At 71.9% G+C, this 24,191-nt stretch carries 22 protein-coding genes; 5 read left to right on the forward strand and 17 right to left on the reverse strand.

What is annotated here, in order from left to right:
* Window positions 1-2 precede the first annotated feature (2 nt).
* The 9 genes from RM704_RS17620 to RM704_RS17660 form a co-directional block, all read right to left on the reverse strand.
* Entirely contained in the window at window positions 3-590 is a 588-nt protein-coding gene (locus RM704_RS17620; RefSeq protein WP_052145961.1) for a hypothetical protein, read from the reverse strand.
* Window positions 587-2,410 carry a 3-aminoavenalumate diazotase gene (gene avaA6, locus RM704_RS17625; protein WP_033526613.1) on the reverse strand — a complete coding sequence of 608 codons (1,824 nt, stop codon included), beginning with the start codon at window positions 2,408-2,410 and terminating at the stop codon, window positions 587-589. Before avaA6 ends, RM704_RS17620 begins: the two co-directional genes overlap by 4 nt.
* On the reverse strand, window positions 2,397-3,368 hold the full coding sequence (locus RM704_RS17630; protein WP_311590785.1) for a hypothetical protein: 972 nt from the start codon (window positions 3,366-3,368) through the stop codon (window positions 2,397-2,399). Before RM704_RS17630 ends, avaA6 begins: the two co-directional genes overlap by 14 nt.
* Window positions 3,365-4,690: a beta-ketoacyl-[acyl-carrier-protein] synthase family protein gene (locus RM704_RS17635; protein WP_033526661.1), complete on the reverse strand. Its 1,326-nt coding sequence runs from the start codon at window positions 4,688-4,690 to the stop codon at window positions 3,365-3,367. The genes RM704_RS17630 and RM704_RS17635 overlap by 4 nt, the downstream gene beginning before the upstream one ends.
* Window positions 4,680-5,015, reverse strand: coding sequence for an acyl carrier protein (locus RM704_RS17640; RefSeq protein WP_033526612.1), 336 nt, complete (start codon window positions 5,013-5,015; stop codon window positions 4,680-4,682). Before RM704_RS17640 ends, RM704_RS17635 begins: the two co-directional genes overlap by 11 nt.
* A complete protein-coding gene (locus RM704_RS17645) occupies window positions 5,012-5,296 on the reverse strand; it encodes an acyl carrier protein (RefSeq protein ID WP_177261679.1) in 285 nt (94 codons plus the stop codon). The genes RM704_RS17640 and RM704_RS17645 overlap by 4 nt, the downstream gene beginning before the upstream one ends.
* A gap of 62 nt (window positions 5,297-5,358) precedes the next feature.
* Window positions 5,359-6,774 carry a class I adenylate-forming enzyme family protein gene (locus RM704_RS17650; RefSeq protein ID WP_033526610.1) on the reverse strand — a complete coding sequence of 472 codons (1,416 nt, stop codon included), beginning with the start codon at window positions 6,772-6,774 and terminating at the stop codon, window positions 5,359-5,361.
* 6 nt (window positions 6,775-6,780) lie between these two features.
* A complete protein-coding gene (locus RM704_RS17655; protein ID WP_033526609.1) occupies window positions 6,781-7,992 on the reverse strand; it encodes a 3-dehydroquinate synthase II family protein in 1,212 nt (403 codons plus the stop codon).
* The gene (locus tag RM704_RS17660; protein WP_192829623.1) at window positions 7,989-8,813 is read right to left on the reverse strand and encodes a 2-amino-3,7-dideoxy-D-threo-hept-6-ulosonate synthase; all 825 of its coding nucleotides are present in this window, start codon (window positions 8,811-8,813) and stop codon (window positions 7,989-7,991) included. Before RM704_RS17660 ends, RM704_RS17655 begins: the two co-directional genes overlap by 4 nt.
* A gap of 458 nt (window positions 8,814-9,271) precedes the next feature.
* Here RM704_RS17660 and RM704_RS17665 point away from each other — a divergent pair, with 458 nt between their 5' ends.
* Window positions 9,272-10,645, forward strand: coding sequence for an MFS transporter (locus RM704_RS17665; RefSeq protein WP_033526607.1), 1,374 nt, complete (start codon window positions 9,272-9,274; stop codon window positions 10,643-10,645).
* Window positions 10,646-10,788: 143 nt separating this feature from the next.
* On the opposite strand, the gene pgl is transcribed toward RM704_RS17665, so the two are convergent.
* The 5 genes from pgl to tkt are packed head-to-tail and all read right to left on the reverse strand — an operon-like array spanning window position 10,789 to window position 17,649.
* Window positions 10,789-11,571, reverse strand: coding sequence for a 6-phosphogluconolactonase (pgl, locus tag RM704_RS17670; protein ID WP_033526606.1), 783 nt, complete (start codon window positions 11,569-11,571; stop codon window positions 10,789-10,791).
* A complete protein-coding gene (opcA, locus tag RM704_RS17675; RefSeq protein ID WP_033526605.1) occupies window positions 11,568-12,869 on the reverse strand; it encodes a glucose-6-phosphate dehydrogenase assembly protein OpcA in 1,302 nt (433 codons plus the stop codon). The genes pgl and opcA overlap by 4 nt, the downstream gene beginning before the upstream one ends.
* Window positions 12,866-14,404 carry a glucose-6-phosphate dehydrogenase gene (gene zwf, locus RM704_RS17680; protein WP_033526604.1) on the reverse strand — a complete coding sequence of 513 codons (1,539 nt, stop codon included), beginning with the start codon at window positions 14,402-14,404 and terminating at the stop codon, window positions 12,866-12,868. The genes opcA and zwf overlap by 4 nt, the downstream gene beginning before the upstream one ends.
* Window positions 14,405-14,409: 5 nt before the next feature.
* Window positions 14,410-15,528 (reverse strand): transaldolase, encoded by a 1,119-nt coding sequence (gene tal, locus RM704_RS17685; RefSeq protein ID WP_033526603.1) that lies wholly within the window; start codon window positions 15,526-15,528, stop codon window positions 14,410-14,412.
* A 33-nt stretch (window positions 15,529-15,561) separates the two neighbouring features.
* Window positions 15,562-17,649 carry a transketolase gene (tkt, locus tag RM704_RS17690; RefSeq protein WP_033526602.1) on the reverse strand — a complete coding sequence of 696 codons (2,088 nt, stop codon included), beginning with the start codon at window positions 17,647-17,649 and terminating at the stop codon, window positions 15,562-15,564.
* A gap of 373 nt (window positions 17,650-18,022) precedes the next feature.
* Between tkt and RM704_RS17695 the strand changes: the two genes are divergently transcribed.
* The 4 genes from RM704_RS17695 to RM704_RS17710 all read left to right on the forward strand — a co-directional run bounded on the left by RM704_RS17695 (window position 18,023) and on the right by RM704_RS17710 (window position 21,409).
* Complete coding sequence (locus tag RM704_RS17695; RefSeq protein ID WP_033526601.1) at window positions 18,023-18,979, forward strand: heme o synthase; 957 nt, start codon at window positions 18,023-18,025, stop codon at window positions 18,977-18,979.
* Between the two features lie 90 nt (window positions 18,980-19,069).
* Window positions 19,070-19,432: a hypothetical protein gene (locus tag RM704_RS17700; RefSeq protein WP_033526600.1), complete on the forward strand. Its 363-nt coding sequence runs from the start codon at window positions 19,070-19,072 to the stop codon at window positions 19,430-19,432.
* Window positions 19,433-19,489: 57 nt separating this feature from the next.
* Window positions 19,490-20,596, forward strand: coding sequence for an amidohydrolase family protein (locus RM704_RS17705; protein ID WP_311590788.1), 1,107 nt, complete (start codon window positions 19,490-19,492; stop codon window positions 20,594-20,596).
* A 45-nt stretch (window positions 20,597-20,641) separates the two neighbouring features.
* Complete coding sequence (locus RM704_RS17710) at window positions 20,642-21,409, forward strand: nucleotidyltransferase domain-containing protein (protein ID WP_033527165.1); 768 nt, start codon at window positions 20,642-20,644, stop codon at window positions 21,407-21,409.
* A gap of 1 nt (window position 21,410) precedes the next feature.
* Here RM704_RS17710 and RM704_RS17715 read toward each other — a convergent pair whose 3' ends face one another.
* From RM704_RS17715 to RM704_RS17725, 3 genes are all read right to left on the reverse strand, one after another.
* A complete protein-coding gene (locus RM704_RS17715) occupies window positions 21,411-22,421 on the reverse strand; it encodes a COX15/CtaA family protein (RefSeq protein ID WP_033527164.1) in 1,011 nt (336 codons plus the stop codon).
* Window positions 22,422-22,490: 69 nt separating this feature from the next.
* Complete coding sequence (locus tag RM704_RS17720) at window positions 22,491-23,270, reverse strand: ABC transporter permease (RefSeq protein WP_033527163.1); 780 nt, start codon at window positions 23,268-23,270, stop codon at window positions 22,491-22,493.
* The gene (locus tag RM704_RS17725; RefSeq protein WP_033527162.1) at window positions 23,267-24,190 is read right to left on the reverse strand and encodes an ABC transporter ATP-binding protein; all 924 of its coding nucleotides are present in this window, start codon (window positions 24,188-24,190) and stop codon (window positions 23,267-23,269) included. The genes RM704_RS17720 and RM704_RS17725 overlap by 4 nt, the downstream gene beginning before the upstream one ends.
* Window position 24,191 lies beyond the last annotated feature (1 nt).

Consider the following 24,191-nt stretch of genomic DNA (forward strand, 5'->3'; position numbering starts at 1 on the left):
GCTCAGCCCTCCGAACCGGGGACGACAGCGGTGGGTGCGGTGGGCGTGGTGGCTGCGGCGGTCGGGGCGACCCGGATGAGCAGACGGCACGCCTTGGCGCCGTCGCGCAGGCACGACTCGGCCCTGTTCTCCGTGAGGGTCACGCCGAGCCCCTCGGACCAGCCGGCGTGGACGGCGGTGCACGGGCAGCGGTAGCCCTCCAGCGAACCCGCCATCCGGACCATGGTGATCGCGAAGTTCCGCTTGAGGGTGAGGACGATCAGGTCGTCGTCCTCGACCTCGGTGGCGGCGTTGCGCAGCTCCGGCGGGAACATCCGGTCACCGCAGTCGTCGTAACGGCGGCGCAGCTCCTCCAGGTCCTTGCGGCCGTCGCCGGTGTCGGGGAGGGGGCCGTGCAGCCGGGCGACCCGCTGCCCGACGTGCAGGGCGACCTTCCCCATCGCCTCCGCGTTGATCTCGTTCGCGACCTCCTGCCCGAACCGCGCGGCCACCCCCTGGTACCAGTTGGCGTCGTGCTGCCACCACAGCCGGTACGCCTCACCGGCGCGGGCGCGGTGGTTGACGCCCTCGGCGTCGGTGTGCGTGCTCATACGTGCTGCTCCTCGGCGGCGACCGCGTCAGCCCTGTCGGCGGCGAACCGGTCGCGCATCACTCGTTTGAGAACCTTGCCGGTGGCGCCCTTGGCCACGTCATCGGGCCTCATCCGCAGGGCCCGGGTCACCGGCGGGAACCCGGCGGCCGTCAGCACCGCGTTGACCCGCCCGGTCCACTCCTCGTCGACTTCCGTCCCGGGCCGCTGCTCGTCGTCCCGGGGCCCGCTCCGCTCGTCGTCGACTCCCGTCCTGCTCCGCTCCTCGTCGGCGCCGCTCCCGTCGGCGAGTTGGAGCAGCGCGTACGCCTCCGCCACGCCGTCGCCGTCCCAGTCCGCCCGTACGCCGTCGGGGGCGACCCCGACCACCGTGCAGTCGCCGAGCTCCGGCAGCGCGGCCAGGAGCAGTTCCTCGGTGCGGGTGCTGAAGACGATCCCCGCCGGGGTGCGGATGGCGTCCGGCGCCCGGTCGAGGTGGTAGAAGTTGCCCTCCTCGTCCCGGTGGGCGAGGTCCCCGGTGAGCCAGTAGCCGCCGAGCCGCATCCGGTTCCAGGTCAGCGAGTCGTTCCAGTAACCGGGCGTCAACGTGGGCGACTTGAGGCCCAGACGGCCGATCCGTCCGGGCGGCAGCGGGGTGCCGTCCTCGGCGAGCACGGCGGCCTCGGCGAAGCTGATCGGCTTGCCGACGCAGCGGGAGTAGGCGGAGGTGTCCTTGGTGTGCCGGTTGTGGAAGACCGAGTAGCCGGCCTCCGACGAACCGAGCCCGTCCACGAAGACCGACCCCTCGACGCGGACGCGGCTCAGGTCGCGCCGGATCTCGACCCGGGTCCCGTGCCGGACGAGCGCCCGGATGTGCGCCTCGTGCGCCGCGTCCCCCGTGTTGAACCACACCTGCACGCTGGACAGATCGCGCGCCGTCAGGTCCTCCGCCGCCATCTCGCCGAAGGTGCCGGCGAAGGCCAGCACGGTCGTCGGCCGGAAGTCCTCGACCGCGTCCAGCACGTCCGTGCCGCGCTGGCTGGAGAGCAGCTTGAGGTCCGTGCGCAGCAGCAGGCAGTACAGCAGCGTCGCCACCATCGCGTTGTGCGCGCCCGGCAGTCCCACCAGCGTGCGCTCCATGTCGGCGCCGGTGGAGAACCGCAGCCGGTGCACCTGGGCGTACATCAGCGTCCGATGGGTGTGCGGCACCCCTTTCGGCAGGCCGGTCGTGCCGGAGGAGTGGGAGATGAGCACCGGGTCGGTGAGGTCGTGCCGGTAGGGGTACGACGCCGGAAGCGACGCGCGGTGCTCCGGGCGGACGTCGGCGGCGGTGAGGTGGAAACCGAGCCCGAGGCCGTCACCCCCCGAGCCTCCCGCGCCCTCCGCGCCTTCCGCGCCCCCGGCCCCTCCCGCATCCCCGGCCAGTACCGCGCGGTGCGCCGCGTCCGTGAAGGCGCCCACCGCGCCCTGGCGGCGGACGTACTCCCGGGCGATCTCCGGCGCGAGGTTGCCGTTGACGAACGACGGCACGGCTCCGATCGACGTCAGCGCCAGGAAGTTCACCGCGAACTCGACGGCGGAGAAGGAGTGGATGGCCACCGGGTCGCGGGGGCGCACACCGTGGGCCGCGTACCAGCCCGCGTAGGCCTCGACCACCTCGTACAACTGTCCGAGCGTGAGCACCTCGGGTCGGCTGCCGTCCGGTGCGCGCCAGGTGCCGTCGGTGTGCAACACCGGTTCGTCGAGCGGTCGTTCGTACGCGCGCAGTCGCTGCAGGACGTTGCCGGCGCCGAGTTCCGTGTCGGAGCAGATCCGCGCCCGCTCCTGCCTACTGATGAGCATGGCTCTCCGTCTCGTCTCGTTCCCCGTCCCGGGACAGCCGCCGGTGGGCGGCGGCCAGGTCGAACAGGCCTTGGATGCTGCCGTTGTGCGGAGCAGCCGCCGAGCGCTCCCCTGCGTACGTCTCCGGCGAGCGGATGGGCATGAGGGCGCCGGAACCGGGATGCGCGCCGGCATCGGGGCCCGCGCCGGCATCCGGGCGGCCGAGCAGGACGGCCGCCGCCAGGGCGGCGGACGCGGGCAGGTCCGGGACCGCGCGGCCGTTGCCGGCGGACAGCTCCCGGTGCACGGCGGCCCATCGCTCGCCGCCGCCCAGTTCCACGCCCACCACCAGGACCTGGTCCAGTTCCGGGTCCTCCAGGAGGAGGTCGGCCATGGCCAGCAGTTCGGTCACCGGGTCGTCGAGGGTCGACAGGCTGAACATCTGCCCGGTGATCCCGAACTCCCGGCTGAGGTGCCCCAGCACGGAGTTGGCGGTGGCCTGCATGAACAGCAGCGGGTTGTGGACCCGGCCCGAGACCACGCGCCGGCTCGCCAGGTCGGCCGTGGTGGTGTCGCCCATCAGGCTCACGAGCACGACGGCCGTGCGGGAGCCTTCCCCGCTCTCGGCTTCGCAGCGGGAGGTGCCCCCACCGGGCCGCCCGGTCAGACACCGCGCGGCGACCTCGTACACCAGCGGGCTGAACGCCGACTCCACGAACCCGGGCAGGCGCGGCAGCGGGATGTCGCCGTCCCGCCCGGTGCCGTGGGTCGCGGTGGCGCCGGCCAGGACCGCGAGCGGCGCACGCGGCGTCACCTTGCCGGCCGGCTCGGGCTCGTCACGGCTCGCCGACGCGGGTCCGCTTCCGCCGGCCGCCGTGGGTTCGCTCTCGCCCGTCGACGTGGGTTCGCTCGTGCCCGCCGAGCGGGTCTCGGCCCCCCTCGCCGACGTGGCTTTCCTGTGCTTGTCCGTCGTCGTCACGGTCGCTCCAGCACGAGTGCGGTGTTGGCGCCCCCGAAGGCGGCGTTGATGGTGAGGGCCCGGCGGAGGTCGGCCTGTCGGGGCGTGTTCGGCACGTAGTCCAGGTCGCACTCCGGGTCCGCCCGTGTGAAGTTGGCCGTGGGCGGCAGCACGCCCTCCGTCAGCGCCAGCATCGTGATCACGAACTCCACGACCCCGGCGGCCTCCAGGAGGTGGCCGGTGGTGCTCTTGGTGGAGCTGACCGGGATCGCCCCGGCCCGCTCCCGGAGGGCGGCGCGCAGCCCCCGGGTCTCGGCGCCGTCGTTGTACTTGGTGCCGGTGCCATGGGCGTTGACGTAGCCGAGGCTCGACCCGTCGGGGTCCCCGGCCAGCCGCAGCGCCTGCCGGGTCGCGCGGGCCAGGCCGACGCCGTCCGGGTGCGGCTGCGCGATGTGGTGGGCGTCGGTCGCCGCACCCCAGCCGACCACACCCGCCAGCGGCCGGGCCCCGCGCCGCCGCGCGTGCTCGGCGGACTCCAGCACGACCGCCGCGACGCCGTCGCCGAGCAGCAGCCCGGTGCGGTCCGCGCTGAACGGCCGCACCGTGCCGTCACGCGACAGCGCCCGCCCCGAGTCGAACTTCCCGAACGTCTCCTCCTCCACGAGATAGCCGCCGGCGCACACCGCGACATCGATCCGCCCGGAGGAGATCAGTCGACAGGCGTGGATGATCGCGGCGGCGGAGGCCACACAGGCGTTGGTGAAGGTGAGCCGGGGCCCGGTCAGCCCGAGGCCCGCGGCCAGCGACTCGGCGAGATACGCGGGGACGGCGTCGGCGAGCCGGGCGGCCGCCGGGCCGGCCGGTTCCGCGGCGAGCCCCGCCGCCCCGACGGGCGGCCCGTCGCCGGCGAGGGCGTGCCCCGCGTCGGGGCGGTCGCCCGCGTCGGTCTCGTCGAGCGCCCGGGCTCGGGGCGTGCCCCGGCCCGCACCGCCGCCGTTCCCGTCGGCCGCGGGTGCCGCCGCCTCCCGCCAGTACCGCGTGATGCTCGTGCAGTCGCCCGCGATACCCAGCAGGACCGCCGCCTCGGTGCCCCTGGGCAGGCCGGCCATGTCGAGGGCCTCCGCGCCGCAGCGCGCGAGGGCGGGGCGCAGCGCCCAGTGCTCCATCGCGTCGGGGCCCTCGGGGGCGGCGCCGGCCATCGGCGTGCGGTAGGGGCCGGTGTCGAACCGGGTGGTGGGGGCGAAGGAGGGGACACCGGCGAAGACACCGCGTCGCAGGGCGTCCGCACCGGTGCCGAAGGCGGTGCGCACGCCGAACCCGGTCACCGTCACCTCACCGGTCAACGCGCTCACCCCCCTCCACCGCCCCCGGCGCGCCGGCCGCGCCCAGGAACTCCGTGAGCCGCCGCAGCGAGGTCAGACCCGCGATGTCCTCGTCGCCGGGCTCCACGACCACGCCGTACCGCTCCTCCACCACATGCAGCAGCCACACCAGGCCCAGGGAGTCCAGGACCAGTTCGGCGTCCTCGTCGAGGTCGTCCGGGACGCCGGGGAAGATCTTGCGGTCGGACAGCAGCTCCCGCACGAGCCCCGTGGTGAGGACGGTCGGAGGGGCGCCGTCCTGCGCGGCGGCTTCCGTGACGGACGGTGCGGAGGTCTCCGCGCTCATGCCTTCGCCCCGCGCCCGACGACCTCGGCGACGAGCCCGCCGAGGGTCAGCGAGGCCAACGGCTCGATGTCGGTGTCCGGGATCTCCACACCGAACCGCGACTCCAGGCGCAGCGTCAGTTCGATCAGGCTCAGGGAGTCCAGCTCCAGCCCGCCGACGGTCACCGGGCTCTCGTCCGTGATGCCGTCGCGGCTGAGCAGGATGTTCATCTCGTCGATGACCGTGGTCAGGACGAACTCGCGGATCTCGTTGTCCAGGGTGGACGTGCTCATGATCGCCATCTCCATGGGGGAATGTCGTGAGAAGGTCATGCGAAAGGTGGTGGTGGGAGACCGGTTGGCCGCTACGCGCCGCTCGCCGCCGCCTGGAGCGTCGCCGCCTGGCGGACCAGCTTCCCGTTCGACGTGCGGGGCAGGGACTCCATCAGCCGGATCACCCGGGGCAGCTTGTAGTCGGCCAGCCGCTCCCGGCACCAGCGCAGCAGTTCCTCCGCCGACGGGCTCTCGGCCCCGGCGGCGACGGCCACGTACGCCTCGGTGACGTCCTCGTGGACCAGGACCGCCTGCTCGACTCCCGGGTGCGCGCGCAGCACGTGCTCGACCTCGGTGAGGTCGACCTTGAGGCCGCCGATGACGACGAGGGAGTCGGCACGGCCGCCGACGGTGACCGTTCCGTCGGCGGCGAGCGCGGCCCGGTCCCGGGTGTGCAGCCAGCCGTCGGTGTACTGCGTGCCGCCGGAGTCGAAGAGGTACGGCGACTCGGCGAGCGCGACGTCCAGTTCGCCCTTGTGCTCCCGGACCACCACACCCGGTGCGGGCCGGCCGACGGAGGGCCGGAGCGTGCCGCCGACGTCGATGGCGACGATGCCGGTCTCGGTGGTGCCGTAGGCCTCGCCGACCGTGACGCCGTACCGCTCGGCGAACCGCGCGGCGACCTCGGGAGGCATCAGCTCGCCGCCGGAGACGGCGGTCCGCAGCGCGGGCAGCGCGGGCGGATCGAGGGCGGCCGCGAGCAGCTCGTAGTGCATCGGCACGCCGAACAGGGTGGTGATGCGGTGGTCGAGGGAGGTCCGCAGGATGTCGCGGGCCGAGACCCGGGGCGCGAAGACGACGGACACCCCGGCCGCCAGCGCGTGCAGCAGCCCGCCGAGCAGGCCGAAGCTGTGCGCGGTGGAGCTGAGCAGCAGCAACCGGTCTCCCTCGACCGGCATCCCGGGGACCGCCGCGAACGCCTCGACCTCTGCGGCGATCGACCCGGCGCTCCGGCCGATCACCTTGGGCCGTCCGGTCGAGCCCGAGCTGAACTGGACCAGCCGGTGCCCGCCCTCGGCGGCCCGCCCCGCCCTGCGGCACTCGGTGGCGACCTCGTACTCGGACCGGAAGCCGAACGCGGCCCGGACGTTGGCACCGGCCCGGACCATGAACTGCGGCTTGCAGACGGCGCACAGCGCGTCGACCTCGGCGGGCTTCAGCCGGAAGTCGAAGAGCATCACCTGCGCGCCCAACCGCCACAGCGCGAGCAGGACCTCGACCTGGGTGAAGCTGGGCGGCGTCCGCAGCCCCACCGTGCTGCCGGGCCCGATGTCGTAACCGGCGAAGACGGCGGCCTGCTTGGCGACCCGCTCCCGTAACTCCCCGCGTGTGACGGTCTCCCGCTGATGCGTCAGATAGGGCAGGCCGTCGTCCCGCGCGTCGAACAGCCGCTGGACCAGGACGCTCATCCCGTCCTCGCCCGCCGCGGCCGCCACGAGTGAGCCCATGAGGTCTCAGACCTCCTTGCAGAACTCGCCGATGGGAAGGCCCACATGGCGCTTGTCCTGGGCCAGGTAACCGAGCAGCTCGTCTCCGGTCCGCAGTTCGGTGACATTGAGGACCTTGCCCCCGGGGCCGAGGACCCGCACATGCCAGTCGTCCTGCACGGTGAGGCTCACCAGCCGCCCGTCCTCCGCGTGGGTGCGGATCTCCAGCAGCGGCCGGGACTCCAGCTTGGCCCGCCCGACCACCACCCGCCGGGTGCGGCCGTCGGCGCCGACCGCCAGCAGGGCGCTGCCGGAGCCGACCTCGCTGAGGTAGTTGGTGCGGTTGTCGGGGCCCAGCGTGTACGAGTGCAGGGCACCGGCGTTGACCCGGAACGGCCGGGTCGGCATGTACGGCAGCGGGTGGGTCTCGCTGCAGCAGAGCACGAACCCGGAGGAGTACGAGCCGACGAGGATGCCCTCGTCCTCCTCGAAGTGCGAGCAGGTGTCCACGCAGACCCGGTCGCCGAGCCCGACGTGCCGGATGCTCTCGACGGTGAGCGTGGACAGCTCCAGCTGCGGGGTGGTCGCCTCCAGCAGCCGGGCCAGCGCGAACACGTCGTCCGCGCCGCGGGGCGTGAACAGGATGCCGTCCGACCCTCGTTCGAGCACGTCGAAGACGATGGCCGCCTCCTCCAGGTCCCCGACGACGGTCACCAGCTTCCCCTCGGCCGACTCCGCCGCCGCGAGCACGATCTCCAGCGGGATCTTCGTCGGATCGGCGAAGTGGATCACCGTGTACGGCAGCGCCATCGCGCCCGCGCACGACAGCTGGAGGGTGCGGTCGTCCCGTACGTCGACGAAGCCGGCGACCGGTGCGTCGACGCCGGCCCGGTTCTCCGCGGCGAGGGCTTCCAGCTCGTCCTGGGTGGTGAACCTGCGCAGCAGCAGGTCGGGTCCGGCGCCGGCCGGGGCCTTGCCCTCGGCTTTGGCATCGGCCTTGCCCCCGGCCGCGACCACAGCCTCTTTGTCGCCCCTGTCGCCCTTGTCGGCGGACTTCTTCGGAGGAGCGGCGGCCGGGGCCCCGCCGACCAGTACCCGGGTCACCGTCGGCGGCAGTGTCCCCAACAGCTCGGCGTCGGCGGAGACCACCCCGGCCATCCGGGCGTGGACGGCCGCGTCCACCACCGCCTGGAGCTGCGGACGGGGGACTTCACGGAGATCGATCCACGCGAACCTCATGCGACACCTGCCACGATCGTCGAGTAATGGGGAGGGGTAGTCATGCTCATGTCATCAGTGACCCCGTCGCCGTGCACCACGGTGGCGAGCCGGGACACCAGGGAGGCGGGGGAGGGGGAGGAGAAGATCCGGCGGCCGACGGCCAGTCCCCGGCAGCCCGCGGCCATCACGGCGGTGCCGTACTCGATGAGGTCGGAGCCGTCGGGCGGACCGCCGGCCGCGAGGACGGGGATGGGGCTGTGGGCCACCACCTCGGCCATACGGTCGAGCGGCAGGGCCACCGAGGTCTTCACCATGTCGGCGCCCAGGTCGGCGGCGACGTTCACGATGTGCGCGAGGAGCGCGGGATCGTGCGGGTTCTCGATCCGGGGGCCTCGCGGGTAGACCATCGCGATCAGCGGCATGCCCCAGATGTCGCAGGAGCGGGCCACCGCGCCGAGGTCGGCGAGCTGGCGCCCCTCGGTGTCCGAGCCGATGTTCACATGGACGCTGACCGCGTCGGCGCCGAGGCCCACTGCCTCCTCCACGTCGCCGACCAGCACTTTGGCGTCGACATCGGCGGAGCAGGCCGTGCTGGCGCTCAGGTGCACCACCAGTGCGCAGTTCCGCAGGAGGGCCGGATCGAGCGTGCGGGCCCGCCCCTTGTGGACGATGATCCCGTCGGCACCGCCGGCCACCAACGCCTTCAACAACTCTTCCCACCGACCCGGAGGAGCGACCGGACCGTCCGAAACGCTGTGGTCGAGCGGTATCAGCAAATGCCGGTCGTCGCCGACCAGGGAAAGTCTTCTCCAACGTAATGGCTTGCCACTTTTCAGCATGGGAAAAGCGCCTTCCGATCCATGTCCGAAAAACGATGGTCGTAGAAGTTTCAAGTTCAGCCGGGCGTCAGCATTCCGTGCGTGATCGGCAGTTGGCAAGGCGTGACCGTCGGCAAATTTTTATGCGGGCCGACGCATGAATATTGACAGAGACTTGACAGGATCCCCAGGGTTGACGGGGCCCCAGGGGTGGTGTTCGCGGCAGATTTGGGCGACCTGTCCGCACGCATAGCGGGATCACATGTTTTGAATGTCGTTGTCCTGCGTAATCGACGCGTATTACTCCTTCGAAAAAATTCGACGAAGTCGGCGGGCGGTTCCTTTTCTCGAGGGTTCCTTGTGGGATTCGAATTTCCCGGCCTAGGGTGACAGCCACACTCCGGTTCGTGTTTCATGCGTGGCCGTCCCCCTCTGGGCCCGGACCATTCGTGTCCGGGCGTACCGGAAGTGAGCCCCCCATGCCCGAATCCCCGTCCAGAACCGTCGCCGAGGCCACCGATCCCAGACCCGCCTCCTTACCGGTCTCCCCGTCGGCCGGGACCAGCAAGGCGCCCAAGGTCGCCGCCGCCAGCCTCATCGGCACGACCATCGAGTACTACGACTTCGCGGTCTACGGCACGGCCTCCGCGCTCGTCCTCGGCCCCGCGTTCTTCCCCTCCGGCAACCCGACCGTCTCCTCCCTCGCCGCGTTCCTCACCTTCGCCGCGGCCTTCCTGTCCCGCCCCCTCGGCGTCGTGCTCTTCGGCACGATCGGCGACCGGCTGGGCCGGCGACGCGCCCTGGTCGCCTCCCTCCTGCTCATGGGCCTCGCGACCGTCGGCGTCGGGCTGCTCCCGACCTACGAGACCGCCGGACTCCTCGCCCCCGTCCTCCTGGTGACCCTCCGTCTGCTGCAGGGCGTCAGCATGGGCGGCGAGTGGGGCGGCGCGGTCCTGCTGGCCGCCGAGCACGCCCCGCCCGGCCGGCGGGCCCTGTACGCCGCCGTCCCGAACATCGGCCCCTCCCTCGGGTTCCTGCTCTCCACCGCCGTCATCCTCCCGACCCTGAACATCGTGGGCCGCGACGGCTTCACCGACTGGGCCTGGCGGGTGCCGTTCCTGCTCAGCGCGGTGCTGGTGATGGTCGGGCTGTGGGTGCGGTCGACGGTGTCGGAGTCGCCGGTCTTCCAGGACCCGCCCTCGGCGGGGACGTCCCAGGTGTCCCCGGCGTCGCCGGTGTCGCGCTTCCCGCTCGGCACGCTCGTCGCGCGCTACCCCGGCCGACTGCTGCTCGGCACCGGCGCGGCGATCGGCGGATCCGCCGTCTACTACCTGACGATCGTCTACAGCCTGTCCTACGGGCCGAAGTCGCTCGGCATCCCACAGAACACGATGCTCACGGCGGCGAGTGTGGGGGCGGCCGCCGGCATCGCGGTCACCCTGCCCGTCGCCAGGCTGGCGGACCGGGTCGGTCGCCGTCCGCTGATGCTGACGGGCGCGGTCGGGTGCGTGGTCTGGGCCGTGCCGATGTACGGCTCGCTCAGCACGGGCAACGGGTACGTCATCACCGGCGCGTACACGGTGGGCCTCGTGCTGCTCGCCCTGATGTTCTCGCCGGTGGCGGCGTTCCTCGCGGAGCTGTTCCCGGCGAGGCTGCGCTACACCGGGGCGTCGGCGGCGTTCATCCTGGCCAATACGCTCGGCGGCGGGTTCGCTCCGCTCGTGGCGACGTGGCTGAACAGCCAGTGGTCGTCGCCGTTGGTGCTGGGGTTCTACACGGGCGGGCTGTGCCTGGTCAGCCTGCTGTGCCTGTGGGCGCTGCCGGAAACGCGGGAGGACGACTTCACCGCCTGAGTCTCCTCGCCGCCGCCTCCACCCGCCCGTTCCGTCCACGGGGCCGCGTGCCCCTTCGACGCACGGTCACGGACCCGGGGTTCGCCCCGGACCCCGTTCGCGCGGTTCCCCGCGCCCCTGAAGAGGGGCGCGGGGAACGTCGTTCACGGCGACGCCGGCGGATACAACGAGCGCGGCAGCCGCGACGCCGCAGCCGCGTCCAGCAGCCACAAGGTCCGCGACCTTCCGGCAGCCCCAGCCGCCGGGGCCTGGATCTCCCCGGCACCGGACAACGCGATGGCCGCCGCCCCCGCCTTGTCCTCCCCGGCCGCGAGCAACCACACCTCACGCGCCGCCCGAATCGCCGGCAACGTCAGGGTGACCCGCGTCGGCGGCGGCTTCGGCGCCCCACGCACCCCCACGACCGTCCGCTCGGTCTCCCGTACGGCAGGCAACTCGGGGAAGAGCGAGGCGACATGGGTGTCCGGCCCGACCCCCAGCATCAGCACGTCGAACGTGGGCACCGCACCGTGGTTCTCCGGTCCCGCCGCCCGCGCCAGCTCCTCCGCGTACGAGGCGGCCGCCGCGTCCACATCGGCACCCCACGGCCCGTCCGAGGCGGGCATGGCGTGCACCCGCTTCGGGTCCAGCGGCACCGAGTCCAGCAGTGCCTCGCGGGCCTGGGTGACATTGCGCTCGGCGTCGCCCTCGGGCAGGAACCGCTCGTCGCCCCACCACAGATCCAGCCGGCCCCAGTCGATCGCGTCCCGGGCGGGCGCCGCCGCCAGCGCGGCGAGCAGCCCGTTGCCGTTGCGGCCACCCGTGAGGACGACCGAGGCGTAGCCGCGCGAGGCCTGCGCGTCCACGATCTTGGTGATCAGCCGGGCCGCCGCGGCCTGCGCCATCAGCTCCTTGTCGTGGTGCACGACCAACTGCGGTGTGCTCATGACGTCGTCTTCTTCACGGGCGGCATCTGCGCCGGGGTCGGCCGCTCGGAGTCACCGTCGTCGGCCGACCCCGTGGAGGCGCCCGACCCGGCCGAACCCGTGGAACCCGGCGTCCCCGACGGAGCGGACGGAGCCGCCGGAGGCAACGCCGCGGCCGCCCGCGCCGCGGAGGCGGCCGACGCGACGGCCGCGCCGAGCCCCGGACCTGAGCCCGAAACGGCACCCGGAACGGACGCCGACGCGCTCCCCGGCGCACCGGGCGAGGCGGAGGCGTCCCCCGGCGCACCGGACGAGGCCACCGACCCGGTGCCCGCGGACCCGGCCCCCGCGGCGGTCGCCGCCGACAGCGCGCTGCCCGGCGCACCGCTCAGCCCGCCGCCCAGCCGATCCACCCCGAACCGCAGCGCCGAGGCGTACGTGTCGTCGGGGTCGAGCCTGCGCAGTTCCTCCGCCAGCAGCTCGGACGTCTCGCGGCGCTTCAACGCCACCGCGCGGTCCGGCTGGTCCTCCAGCGTGAGCAGTGCCAGTCCGCCGGTCGGCCGGTAGAGCCGGATGGGGCCGGTGCTGGTCAGCATCCGCACCTCGTTGAGGCCGGGCCCGGCCGACACCCCACGCCGTACGTGCACATGGAGCCGGTCCGCCAGCCACATGGCCAGCAGTTCCACGCTCGGGTTGTACTGCTCGCCCTGCACCTCCGCGGAGATGACCTCGCAGTCCACCTGGTCGAGCGCGGCGGCCAGCATGGAGCGCCACGGGGTGATCCGGGTCCAGGCCAGATCCGTGTCGCCGGGCTCGTAGTTGTCCGCGCGGGTCCGCAGCTCGTCGATCGGCTTCTCGGCCGCGTAGCTGTCGGTGACCCGACGCTGGGCGAGCGCGCCCAGCGGGTCACGGGCCGGGTCGAGCGGCGCGTTCACCGGCCACCACACCACCACCGGAGCGTCCGGCAGCAGCAGCGGAAGCACCACCGACTGGGCGTGGTCCGCGACCTCGCCGTAGAGCCGCAGCACGACCGTCTCGCCGGTGCCCGCGTCCGCGCCCACCCGTACCTCGGCGTCGAGGCGGGACTTCGTACGGTCGCGCGGGGAGCGGGAGACGCGCTTGATCACCACGATCGTGCGCGAGGGGTGCTCGCGGGAGGCGTCGTTGGCGGACTTGAGCGCGTCGTACGCGTTCTCCTCGTCCGTCACGATGACCAGCGTGAGCACCATGCCGACCGCCGGGGTGCCTATCGCCCGGCGGGCTTTCACCAGCGCCTTGTTGATCTTGCTGGCCGTGGTGTCCGTGAGGTCCGTCTTCATGGCCGGCGCCAGCTCCGTCCGTCTCGCTGCAGCATCTCGTCCGCCTCGACGGGACCCCACGTGCCCGCCTGGTACTGCGCGGGCCTGCCGTGCTTGTCCCAGAACTCCTCGATCGGGTCGAGGATCTTCCAGGACAGCTCGACCTCCTCGGTGCGCGGGAAGAGATTCGAGTCGCCCAGGAGGACGTCGAGGATCAGACGCTCGTACGCCTCGGGCGAGGACTCCGTGAAGGACTCGCCGTACGCGAAGTCCATCGAGACGTCCCGGATCTCCATCGACGTGCCGGGCACCTTGGAGCCGAAGCGGACCGTGACGCCCTCGTCGGGCTGGACGCGGATGACGATCGCGTTCTGGCCCAGTTCCTCGGTGGCGGTGGAGTCGAAGGGGGAGTGCGGGGCGCGCTGGAAGACGACCGCGATCTCCGTCACCCGGCGGCCGAGGCGCTTGCCCGTCCGCAGATAGAAAGGGACCCCCGCCCAGCGGCGGTTGTCGACCTCGACCTTGATCGCCGCGTAGGTGTCGGTCTTCGACTTGCGGTCGATGCCGTCCTCTTCGAGGTAGCCGATGACCTTCTCGCCGCCCTGCCAGCCGGCCGCGTACTGCGCGAACACGGTGTCCCGGCCCAGGTCCTTCGGCAGCCTCACCGCGCCGAGCACCTTGGTCTTCTCGGCGGCGAGCGCGTCCGCGTCGAAGGAGGCGGGCTCCTCCATCGCGGTCAGCGCCATCAGCTGCAGCAGGTGGTTCTGGATGACGTCACGGGCGGCGCCGATGCCGTCGTAGTAGCCGGCCCGGCCGCCGATGCCGATGTCCTCGGCCATCGTGATCTGCACGTGGTCGACGAAGGAGCGGTTCCAGATCGGCTCGAACATCGTGTTGGCGAAGCGGAGCGCCAGGATGTTCTGGACCGTCTCCTTGCCCAGGTAGTGGTCGATGCGGAAGACCTGGTCCGGGGCGAAGACCTCGTGGACGACCTTGTTGAGGTCCTCGGCGGACTCCAGGTTGTGCCCGAACGGCTTCTCGATGACCGCCCGCCGCCAGGACCCGCTGCTCTGGTCGGCCAGTCCGTGCTTCCTCAGCTGCTGGATGACGACCGGGAACGCGGACGGCGGCACGGAGAGGTAGAAGGCGAAGTTGCCGCCCGTGCCCTGTGCCTTGTCCAGCTCCTCGATGGTGTCGCGCAGCCGCTCGAAGGACTCGTCGTCGTCGAAGGTGCCCTGGACGAACCGCATGCCCTGGATGAGCTGCTGCCAGACCTCCTCGCGGAAGGGGGTCCGCGCGTGCTCCTTGACCGCGTCGTGCACCTCCTGCGCGAAGTCCTCGTTCGCCCACTCCCGGCGCGCGAAGCCGACGAGCGAGAAGCCCGGCGGCAGCAGTCCGCGGTTGGCGAGGTCGTACACGGCAGGCATCAGCTTTTTGCGTGACAAATCGCCAGTGACACCGAAGATCACCAGGCCCGACGGCCCCGCGATGCGCGGGAGCCGTCGGTCTGCGGCGTCACGAAGCGGATTCGCTCCGGCGACGGGTAGAGGTGCCAAGGTGTTCAGCCCTCCGAGGGTGCGAGGCGCTGGAGCTCCGCCTCGGTCGACTTGAGGAGGTCGTTCCAGGACGCCTCGAACTTCTCGACGCCCTCGTCCTCCAGCAGCTGCACGACCTCGTCGTAGGAGATCCCGAGCTTCTCGACCGCGTCCAGCTCGGCACGCGACTGCTCGTAGGTCCCGGCGATCGCGTTGCCGCGGATCTCACCGCTCGCCGCGGTGGCCTCCAGCGTGGCCTCCGGCATGGTGTTCACCGTGTTGGGCGCGACCAGCTCGTCCACGTACAGCGTGCTCTTGTACGCGGGGTCCTTGACGCCGGTCGAGGCCCACAGCGGACGCTGCTTGTTGGCGCCCGCGCTCTCCAGGGCCGCCCAGCGGCCGTCGGAGAAGACCTCCTCGTACGCCTGGTACGCGAGGCGCGCGTTGGCGACACCGGCCTTGCCGCGGGCGGCCTTGGCCTCGTCGGTGCCGAGCGCGTCGAGGCGCTTGTCGATCTCGGTGTCCACGCGGGACACGAAGAAGGACGCCACCGAGTGGATCTTGGAGAGGTCCAGGCCGCGCTCCTTGGCCTTCTCCAGACCGGCCAGGTAGGCGTCCATGACCTGGCGGTAGCGCTCCAGCGAGAAGATCAGCGTCACGTTGACGCTGATGCCGAGGCCGATGACCTCGGTGATGGCCGGCAGGCCGCCCATCGTCGCCGGGATCTTGATCAGGGTGTTCGGGCGGTCCACCAGCCACGCCAGCTGCTTGGCCTCGGCGACCGTCGCCTTGGTGTTGTGCGCGAGACGGGGGTCGACCTCGATGGAGACCCGGCCGTCCTGGCCACCGGTCGCGTCGAAGACCGGGCGCAGGATGTCGGCGGCGTCGCGGACGTCCGCCGTCGTGATCATGCGGATGGCCTCTTCGACGGTGACCTTGCGGGCGGCGAGGTCGGAGACCTGCTGCTCGTAGCCGTCACCGCTGCTGATCGCCTTCTGGAAGATCGACGGGTTGGTGGTGACGCCCACGACGTGCTGCTGGTCGAGCAGCTCGGCGAGGTTGCCGGACGTGATGCGCTTGCGCGACAGGTCGTCCAGCCAGATCGCCACGCCTTCCTCGGAGAGGCGCTTGAGTGCGTCTGTCATGGAATTACATCTCCTACGTGTCGTGTGTAAGCGTCAGCGCTGAGCGGCGGCCAGGGATTCCTGCGCGACCGCGGCCACGTTCTCGGCAGTGAAGCCGAACTCGCGGAAGAGGACCTTGCCGTCGGCCGAAGCGCCGAAGTGCTCCAGCGAAACGATGCGACCGGCGTCGCCGACGTACCGGTGCCAGGTCAGCCCGATCCCGGCCTCGACCGCGACACGCGCCTTGACGGACGGCGGCAGAACGCTGTCCCGGTACCCCTGGTCCTGCTCCTCGAACCACTCCACGGACGGCATGGACACCACCCGCGTGGGCACCCCCCGCGCCTGCAGCTGCTCCCGGGCCTCCACGGCCACGTGCACCTCGGAGCCGGTGGCGATCAGGATGACCTGAGCCTCCCCGCCGTCGGCGTCGAACAGGACGTAACCGCCCTTGGCGGCGTCCTCGTTGGCTTCGTACGTCGGCACGCCCTGGCGGGTCAGCGCCAGACCGTGCGGGGCGCCCTTGCCGAACTCCTTGGTCCAGCGCTTGAGGATCTCGCGCCAGGCGATCGCCGTCTCGTTGGCGTCGGCCGGGCGGACCACGTTCAGGCCGGGGATCGCGCGCAGCGAGGCGAGGTGCTCGACCGGCTGGTGGGTGGGACCGTCCTCGCCCAGACCGATCGAGTCGTGCGTCCACACGTACGTCACCGGCAGGTGCATCAGCGCGGACAGCCGCACGGCGTTGCGCATGTAGTCGGAGAAGACGAGGAACGTGCCGCCGTAGATCCGGGTGTTGCCGTGCAGCGCGATGCCGTTCATCTCCGCGGCCATGGAGTGCTCACGGATGCCGAAGTGGATGGTCCGGCCGTACGGGTTCGCCTCCGGCAGCGGGTTGTCCGCCGGCAGGAACGAACTGGTCTTGTCGATCGTGGTGTTGTTCGACCCGGCGAGGTCGGCGGAGCCGCCCCACAGCTCGGGGATCACCGCGCCCAGCGCCTGGAGGACCTTGCCGGACGCGGCACGCGTCGCGACACCCTTGCCCGTCTCGAACTCCGGCAGGTGCGACTCCCAGCCCTCGGGCAGCTCGCCCGCGCTGATCCGGTCGAACTCGGCGGCGCGCTCGGCGTTGCCGTCACGCCACTCCTGCAGCTGCTTCTCCCAGACGGCACGGGCCTCACGGCCGCGCTCGCCGAGGGCACGCGTGTGCGCGAGGACCTCGTCGGCGACCTCGAAGCTCTTCTCCGGGTCGAAGCCGAGGACCCGCTTGGTGGCGGCGACCTCGTCCGCGCCGAGCGCCGAGCCGTGCGCGGCCTCGGTGTTCTGCGCGTTCGGGGCGGGCCAGGCGATGATCGAACGCATCGCGATGAACGACGGCCGGTCGGTGACGGCCTTCGCGGCCTCGATCGCCGCGAACAGCGCGGCCGGGTCGAGGTCGCCGTTCTCCTTGGGCTCCACCCGCTGCACGTGCCAGCCGTAGGCCTCGTACCGCTTGGTGACGTCCTCGGAGACGGCCGTCTCGGTGTCACCCTCGATGGAGATGTGGTTGTCGTCCCACAGCAGCACGAGGTTGCCGAGCTTCTGGTGACCCGCGAGCGACGAGGCCTCGGCGGAGATGCCCTCCTGGAGGCAGCCGTCACCGGCGATCACGAACACGTGGTGGTCGAACGGCGACTCGCCGACGGCGGCCTCCGGGTCGAACAGACCGCGCTCGTAGCGCGCGGCCATCGCCATGCCCACGGCGTTGGCGACACCCTGGCCGAGCGGGCCGGTCGTCGTCTCCACACCCTTGGTGTGTCCGTACTCGGGGTGGCCGGGGGTCCGGGAGCCCCAGGTGCGGAAGGCCTCCAGATCCGCCAGCTCCAGGCCGAAACCGCCCAGGTACAGCTGGATGTAGAGGGTCAGGGAGGAGTGGCCGGCGGACAGGACGAACCGGTCACGGCCCACCCAGTCCGGGTCGGCGGGGTCGTGGCGCATCACCTTCTGGAAGAGCGTGTACGCGGCGGGCGCGAGGCTCATCGCCGTGCCCGGATGGCCGTTGCCGACCTTCTGGACGGCGTCGGCGGCCAGGATCCGGGCGGTGTCGACGGCCCGCTGGTCCAATTCGGTCCACGCGAGGTCTGTAGTGGTCGGCTTGGTGCTCACCCTGGGTCAGGGCTCCTCTCCACATGTCTCGTGCCGGTGTTCTTCACGGCACCGGCCGTTGTCGAGCCTACCCCCGTAGGAACGCGCATTTTTTCGAGTCATTCCAGACTGACGGGACTGGATCCGGTCCGCCTCCCGACCCGTGTTCCGCATGGTGAGACCAGGGGGTTCCGCTGTTCGACATCTGAATACGGAGCCGCTCATCCGGCTGCTCAACCGAAGTGTGTTCGGCTCCCCACCGGGCGCCTACCAACACGACCCCACCCCCTTGAAAGGCTCGCTCTGGGCAACGTCTACAGTGGCGTGGTACGCGCGAGCCGTCACGGGGAGTTCACATCCGGAGGCTTGCTGGGAGTCTCTGTCAGGGGTGTGCGTGACGGCCGTCGAATCCCGTCCACCGGGAGTGCTGGGCGCGAGCAACACGAGCAGCAGCCGGGGTCAGCGGCCGATCGGGGCCCGAGTCAAGGCGTTCGTGGCGCTGACGAAGCCGCGGATCATCGAACTGCTGCTGATCACCACCGTTCCGGTGATGTTCCTCGCGGAGCAGGGCGTCCCGGACCTCTGGCTGGTGCTCGCCACCTGCGTCGGTGGCTACCTCTCGGCGGGCGGCGCCAACGCGCTCAACATGTACATCGACCGCGACATCGACGCCCTCATGGAGCGCACCTCCCAGCGTCCGCTGGTCACCGGGATGGTCACCCCTCGTGAGGGTCTGGTCTTCGGCATCACCCTCGCGGTCGTCTCCACCGCCTGGTTCGGCCTCCTCGTCAACTGGCTGTCCGCCTGGCTGTCGCTCGGGGCTCTCCTCTTCTACGTCGTCGTCTACACGATGATCCTCAAACGGCGTACGTCGCAGAACATCGTCTGGGGCGGCATCGCCGGCTGCATGCCGGTCCTCATCGGCTGGTCCGCGGTGACGAACTCGATGTCGTGGGCCGCGGTCATCCTCTTCCTCGTCATCTTCTTCTGGACGCCGCCGCACTACTGGCCCCTCTCCATGAAGGTGAAGGACGACTACGCCCGCGTCGGCGTCCCGATGCTCCCGGTCATCGCCTCCAACAGGGTCGTGGCCCGCCAGATCGTCCTCTACAGCTGGGTGATGGTCGCGGTCTCCCTCCTCCTCACCCCCCTCGGCTACACGGGCTGGTTCTACACGGCGGTCGCCCTGGTGACCGGCGGCTGGTGGCTCTGGGAGGCCCACGCCCTGCAGACCCGGGCGAAGAGCGGCGCGACCGGCGGCAAGCTGAAGGAGATGCGCCTCTTCCACTGGTCGATCACGTACGTCTCCCTGCTGTTCGTGGCCGTCGCGGTGGACCCCTTCCTGCGCTGAGGCGCGCCCGTCGCACGCGCGGGGGTGAGTGGTCAACCCCACTCACCCCGCCCGTCGCCCCGGCGCATACCCATCGGTAGCATCCTGCCCATGGCAGACACCAAGCAGGCAGACGAGGCCAAGGACGCCAAGGCCACCGCGAAGGCCGACCGCAAGGCGGCCAAGCTGGCCAAGCAGATCCGCTCCTTCGCGGCGGCGCACCGCGGAGCCGAGGCCCAGGTCGCCTACATCGGCCAGCTCGGAGCGCGGATCGTCCTGGTCGGCGAGGACGGCGGCTGGGGCGACCTCGTGGCTCCCACCCACGCCATCGCCGAGCAGGCCGTACAGAAGGCCGGCGTCACCGTCCACGAGGACTTCGACGGCGAGTTCGCCGCCAAGGTGCGGACCGGCCCGTACGAGTGGTCCCGGATGGCCGGAATCCAGGTCGGCGGCCCCAGCAACAGCAACACCTGAGCCCGGCTCACCCGTTAGGACCTGTGGGAGTTCACAGGTCCAGCCTCGGGGAGCCCGATGATCGACACGCCGTCCCTCGTGGACCAGTACTGCCACGGCGTACTGCGCACGGAGCTGGGCCTCGGCACCTTCGAGGCCCATCTCGCCCGCAGCGAGGGCCCACCGGCCCCCGGCACCACCTTCTTCGACACCCAGACGGGCTTCGCCGTACGCCGCTGGTGCCCGCCCCTGCTGGGCCTGGAACCGCACTGCTCACCGGCCCGCTACCTCGCCCGGCGCCGCGAACTGGGTGTCCTCGAAGCCGGCCGCAGACTCCTGCGCGGCAGCGGCGTCACCACCTACCTCGTCGACACGGGACTGCCGGGCGACCTCACCGGCCCGCGCGAGATGGCCTCCACCGGCGACGCGGACGCCCACGAGATCGTCCGCCTCGAACTCCTCGCCGAACAGGTCGCCGACACCTCCGGCACCGTCGAGTCGTTCCTGGCCAATCTCGCCGAGTCCGTGCACGCCGCCGCCGCGAACGCCGTCGCCTTCGCGTCGGTCGCGGGCGTACGGCACGGCCTGGCGTTCGCACCCGAGCCACCCGGCCCCGGGGAGGTGCGCGGCGCGGTGGGGCGCTGGCTCGCCCACCGGCCGGTCGGCGGGTCGCTCACCGACCCGGTCCTCCTGCGCCATCTGCTGTGGATCGCCGTCGCCTCGGGCCGCCCCCTGCAACTCCACGCGGGCCTCGGCGAACCGGGCCTGCGGATCGACGCCACCGACCCCGTCCTGCTCGCCGACTTCGCCCGCGCCACGGCGGGCCTGGGCACCGACCTGATCCTGCTGCACGGCTACCCCTACCACCGCCACGCCGCCCACCTCGCCGTCGTCTTCCCGCACGTCTACGCCGACCTGGGCGCCGAACTGGTCCGCACCGGCGCCCGGGCCACCGCCGTACTCGCCGAGATCCTGGAACTCGCCCCCTTCGGCAAGCTCCTCTTCTCCAGCGGCGCCCGCGGTCTGCCCGAGCTGCACGTGGTCGGGGCCCGGCTGTTCCGCGAGGCGCTGGCGCGAGTGCTCGGGACGTGGGTGGCGGAGGGCGCCTGGTCCCTGGCGGACGCCCAGCGCGTGGCGGGACTGATCGCGGCCGACAACGCGCGACGGGTGTACGGGCTGGAGTGAGCCGTCGGGTGTACGGCGTCCGGGCGGGCTGTACAGACTGGGCGCATGACACGCAGCGACGCGACCGCCGGCTTACCCGGCCCCGCCACCGGCACGGCGGCTCTGCTCGGCCGCTTCCTCGACGAACTCCGCGCACTCGCCCCGCTCGCCGTCTGGGCCCACGGCTCCCTCGGCGGGGGCGACTACCGTCAGGGCCGCAGCGATCTGGACCTGATCGCCGTCCTGGACGGCCCGGTCACCGCCCGCACCGCGTGGACGGCCGGACGGCTGCACGCCCGGCTGCGCCACCACCCCCTCGCCGCCCTGCTGCACTGCACCTATCTGACGCCGGCCACGGCGGCCGACGCCGAGCGCAGACACCTCACATGGGCCCACGAGCACCTGCTCCGGCGGACGGTCACCCCGGTCACCCGGCGCGAGCTGCACACCTTCGGCCTGGTCCTGCACGGCGAACCGCCCGGGGCCCTGGTGCCGCCCGTCTCCGACATCGAGCTGGACGCCTTCGTCGTCCGCGACCAGAAGGAGTTCTGGCGCCCCGCGGTGGACAGGGCCGACCTCTGGGAGCGGGACGTCTGGGTCGACCTCGGACTGCTCACCTTCGCCCGCGCCACCGCCACCCTGCGCGACGGCCGCCTGATCTCCAAGCGCGAGGCCCTGGACCTGCTGCCCACGCTGGGCGCGCCCGCCGAGGTGGTCGCGGACGTCGCACGGCGCCGGGACGGCGGACCGAGCGAGGCGGTGCCGCACCGGGCCGAGCTGACCCGGCTGTTCCTCGGACCCGCGATCGACGACCTCGTGGCGGCGTACGGCTGACTCAGCCGCGCGCCGCGACCGGCGTCTGTGCCGCCGGAGCGGGCGCGTCGACCTCGTCCACCAGCCGTTCCCGCAGCGACAGCAGCACCCGGAGGGTCGCGATCCACACCAGGCAGGAGCCGAACATATGGGCGCCGACCAGGACCTCGGGGAGGTCGGTGAAGTACTGCACATAGCCGAGGAGGCCCTGCGCGAGGAGGATCAGGAACAGGTCGCGGGTGCGGCGCAGCGGACCGGCGGGGGCGTCCACGGCCTTGAGCACGAACCACAGGGCGAAGGTCAGCGTCACCACGATCCAGGCCAGCACGGCGTGCAGCTTGGTGACGTTCTCCCAGTTCAACGGGATGCGCTCGACCTCGCTGGAGTCACCCGCGTGCGGGCCCGCGCCGGTGACGACCGTGCCCACCGCGATCAGCAGCAGCGTCACGCCGACCAGGACCCACACCAGCTGCCGCACCGCCTGGCCGACCAGCGGACGCGGGGCCGAGTCGCCCTCGCCGGTGCGGTGCCACATCACGGCGGCGACGGCGATCAGCGCGGTCGACAGCATGAAGTGCGCGGCCACCGTGTACGGGTTGAGACCGACCAGCACGACGATGCCGCCGAGCACCGCGTTGCCCATGACGACCCAGAACTGAGCCCAGCCCAGCCGGGTGAGGCTGCGTCGCATCGGCTTCTGTGAGCGCGCCGCGACGATCGCCCAGCCGACCGCCGCGCACAGCACGTACGTCAGCAGGCGGTTGCCGAACTCGATGTATCCGTGCAGGCCCATCTCACGGGTCGCGGTGAGCGAGTCGTCCGTGCACTTCGGCCAGGTCGGGCAGCCGAGGCCCGACCCGGTGAGCCGCACGGCACCGCCGGTCACCACGATGACCACCGCCATGACGAGGGCGGCGAGGGCCGCGCGCCGGACCGTTCTGGGGTCCGGGGTCCAGCGTTCGGCGATGAAGGCGAGCGGGTTGCGCGCGGCGGAGACGAGGTCGTCACGGGTCACTTTCGGCACGCCCCCCATCGTAGGCCGCCGCTTGTGCACGTATTCACGAGGGGGTCGGACCATCCCCCCGACCCCTGTGACCTGCGGCTACTCCCAGCGGAAGAAGCGTGCCGCCGCGCCCAGCCCGAGCACCGCCCACCCGGCGAGGATCCCGAGGTCGCCCCACGGCACCCCCGCGCCGTGCTGCAGGACGTCCCGCAGCCCGTCCGACAGGGCCGCGATCGGCAGCAGCCCGAGCACGCTCTGCGCCGCGTCCGGGAACTTCTCCAGCGGGACCACGACACCGCCGCCCACCAGCAGCAGCAGGAAGACGAGGTTCGCCGCCGCCAGCGTCGCCTCCGCCTTCAGCGTGCCCGCCATCAGCAGACCGAGGCCCGAGAAGGCGGCCGTGCCGAGGACCAGCAGGAGCAGCACGGCGAAGGGGTTCCCGTGCGGGTTCCATCCCATCGCGAAGGCGATCACCGTCAGCAGGACGACCTGGAGGGCCTCCGTGACCAGCACGGACAGGGTCTTCGCCGCCATCAGGCCCCAGCGGGGGAGCGGTGAGACCGCCAGCCGCTTCAGCACGCCGTAGCGCCGCTCGAAGCCGGTGGCGATGGCCTGCCCGGTGAACGCCGTCGACATCACGGCGAGAGCCAGGACACCGGGCGCCAGGAAGTCGACCGCCTCGCCCTCACCCGTGTCGACGATGTCCACCGAGCCGAACAGCACCAGCAGCAGCGTCGGGATGACGACCGTCAGGAGCAGCTGCTCGCCGTTGCGCAGCAGCATCCGCGTCTCCAGCGCCGCCTGCGCCGCGATCATGCGGGAGAGCGGCGCGGCCCCCGGCTTCGGCGTGTAGGCGCCCGTGCCCGTACGCGCGCTCATGAACGCAGCTCCTTGCCCGTGAGCTCCAGGAAGACGTCTTCGAGGGTGTGCCGTTCCACCGAGATCCGGTCCGGCATCACCCCGTGCTGGGCGCACCAGGAGGTGACGGTCGCGAGGAGCTGCGGATCGATCTTGCCGGTCACCCGGTACACACCGGGCGTCAGTTCGACGGCGGTGGAGTCCGCCGGGAGCGCCTTCAACAGGGAGGCGACGTCGAGGGCCGGGCGGCCGGTGAAGCGCAGGGTGTTCTCCGCGCCGCCCCGGCACAGCGCCTCGGGCGACCCCTGGGCCATGACCCTGCCGCCGTCGATGATCGCGACGTCGTCCGCGAGCTGTTCGGCCTCGTCCATGTAGTGGGTGGTGAGGATGACCGAGACCCCGTCCGCGCGCAGGTCCCGGACCAGCTCCCAGGTGGCCCGGCGGGCCTGCGGGTCGAGGCCGGCGGTGGGTTCGTCGAGGAAGACCAGCTCGGGCCGGCCGACGACGGCCATCGCGAGGGCGAGCCGCTGCTGCTGACCGCCGGAGAGCCGCCGGTACGTGGTACGGCCGCAGCCGCCGAGGCCCAGGCGCTCGACGAGGGCGTCCACATCGAGGGGATGGGCGTGCAGCTTGGCCACGTGGCGGAGCATCTCGTCGGCGCGGGCGCCGGAGTAGACACCGCCGGACTGGAGCATCACACCTATCCGGGGGCGCAGCGCGGCGGCCTCGCGGACCGGGTCGAGGCCGAGCACCAGGACCGAGCCGGAGTCCGGCTTCCGGTACCCCTCACAGGTCTCGATCGTGGTCGTCTTGCCCGCGCCGTTCGGCCCGAGCACGGCCGTCACGCCCACCCCGGCCACCAGGTCCAGGCCGTCCACCGCGGTCTTGTCGCCGTACCGCATCACCAGGGACCGGACCTGGACCACGGGGTCACTTCGCATG

This window comes from Streptomyces gottesmaniae, from assembly GCF_031845845.1.
Taxonomy (GTDB): domain Bacteria; phylum Actinomycetota; class Actinomycetes; order Streptomycetales; family Streptomycetaceae; genus Streptomyces; species Streptomyces akebiae.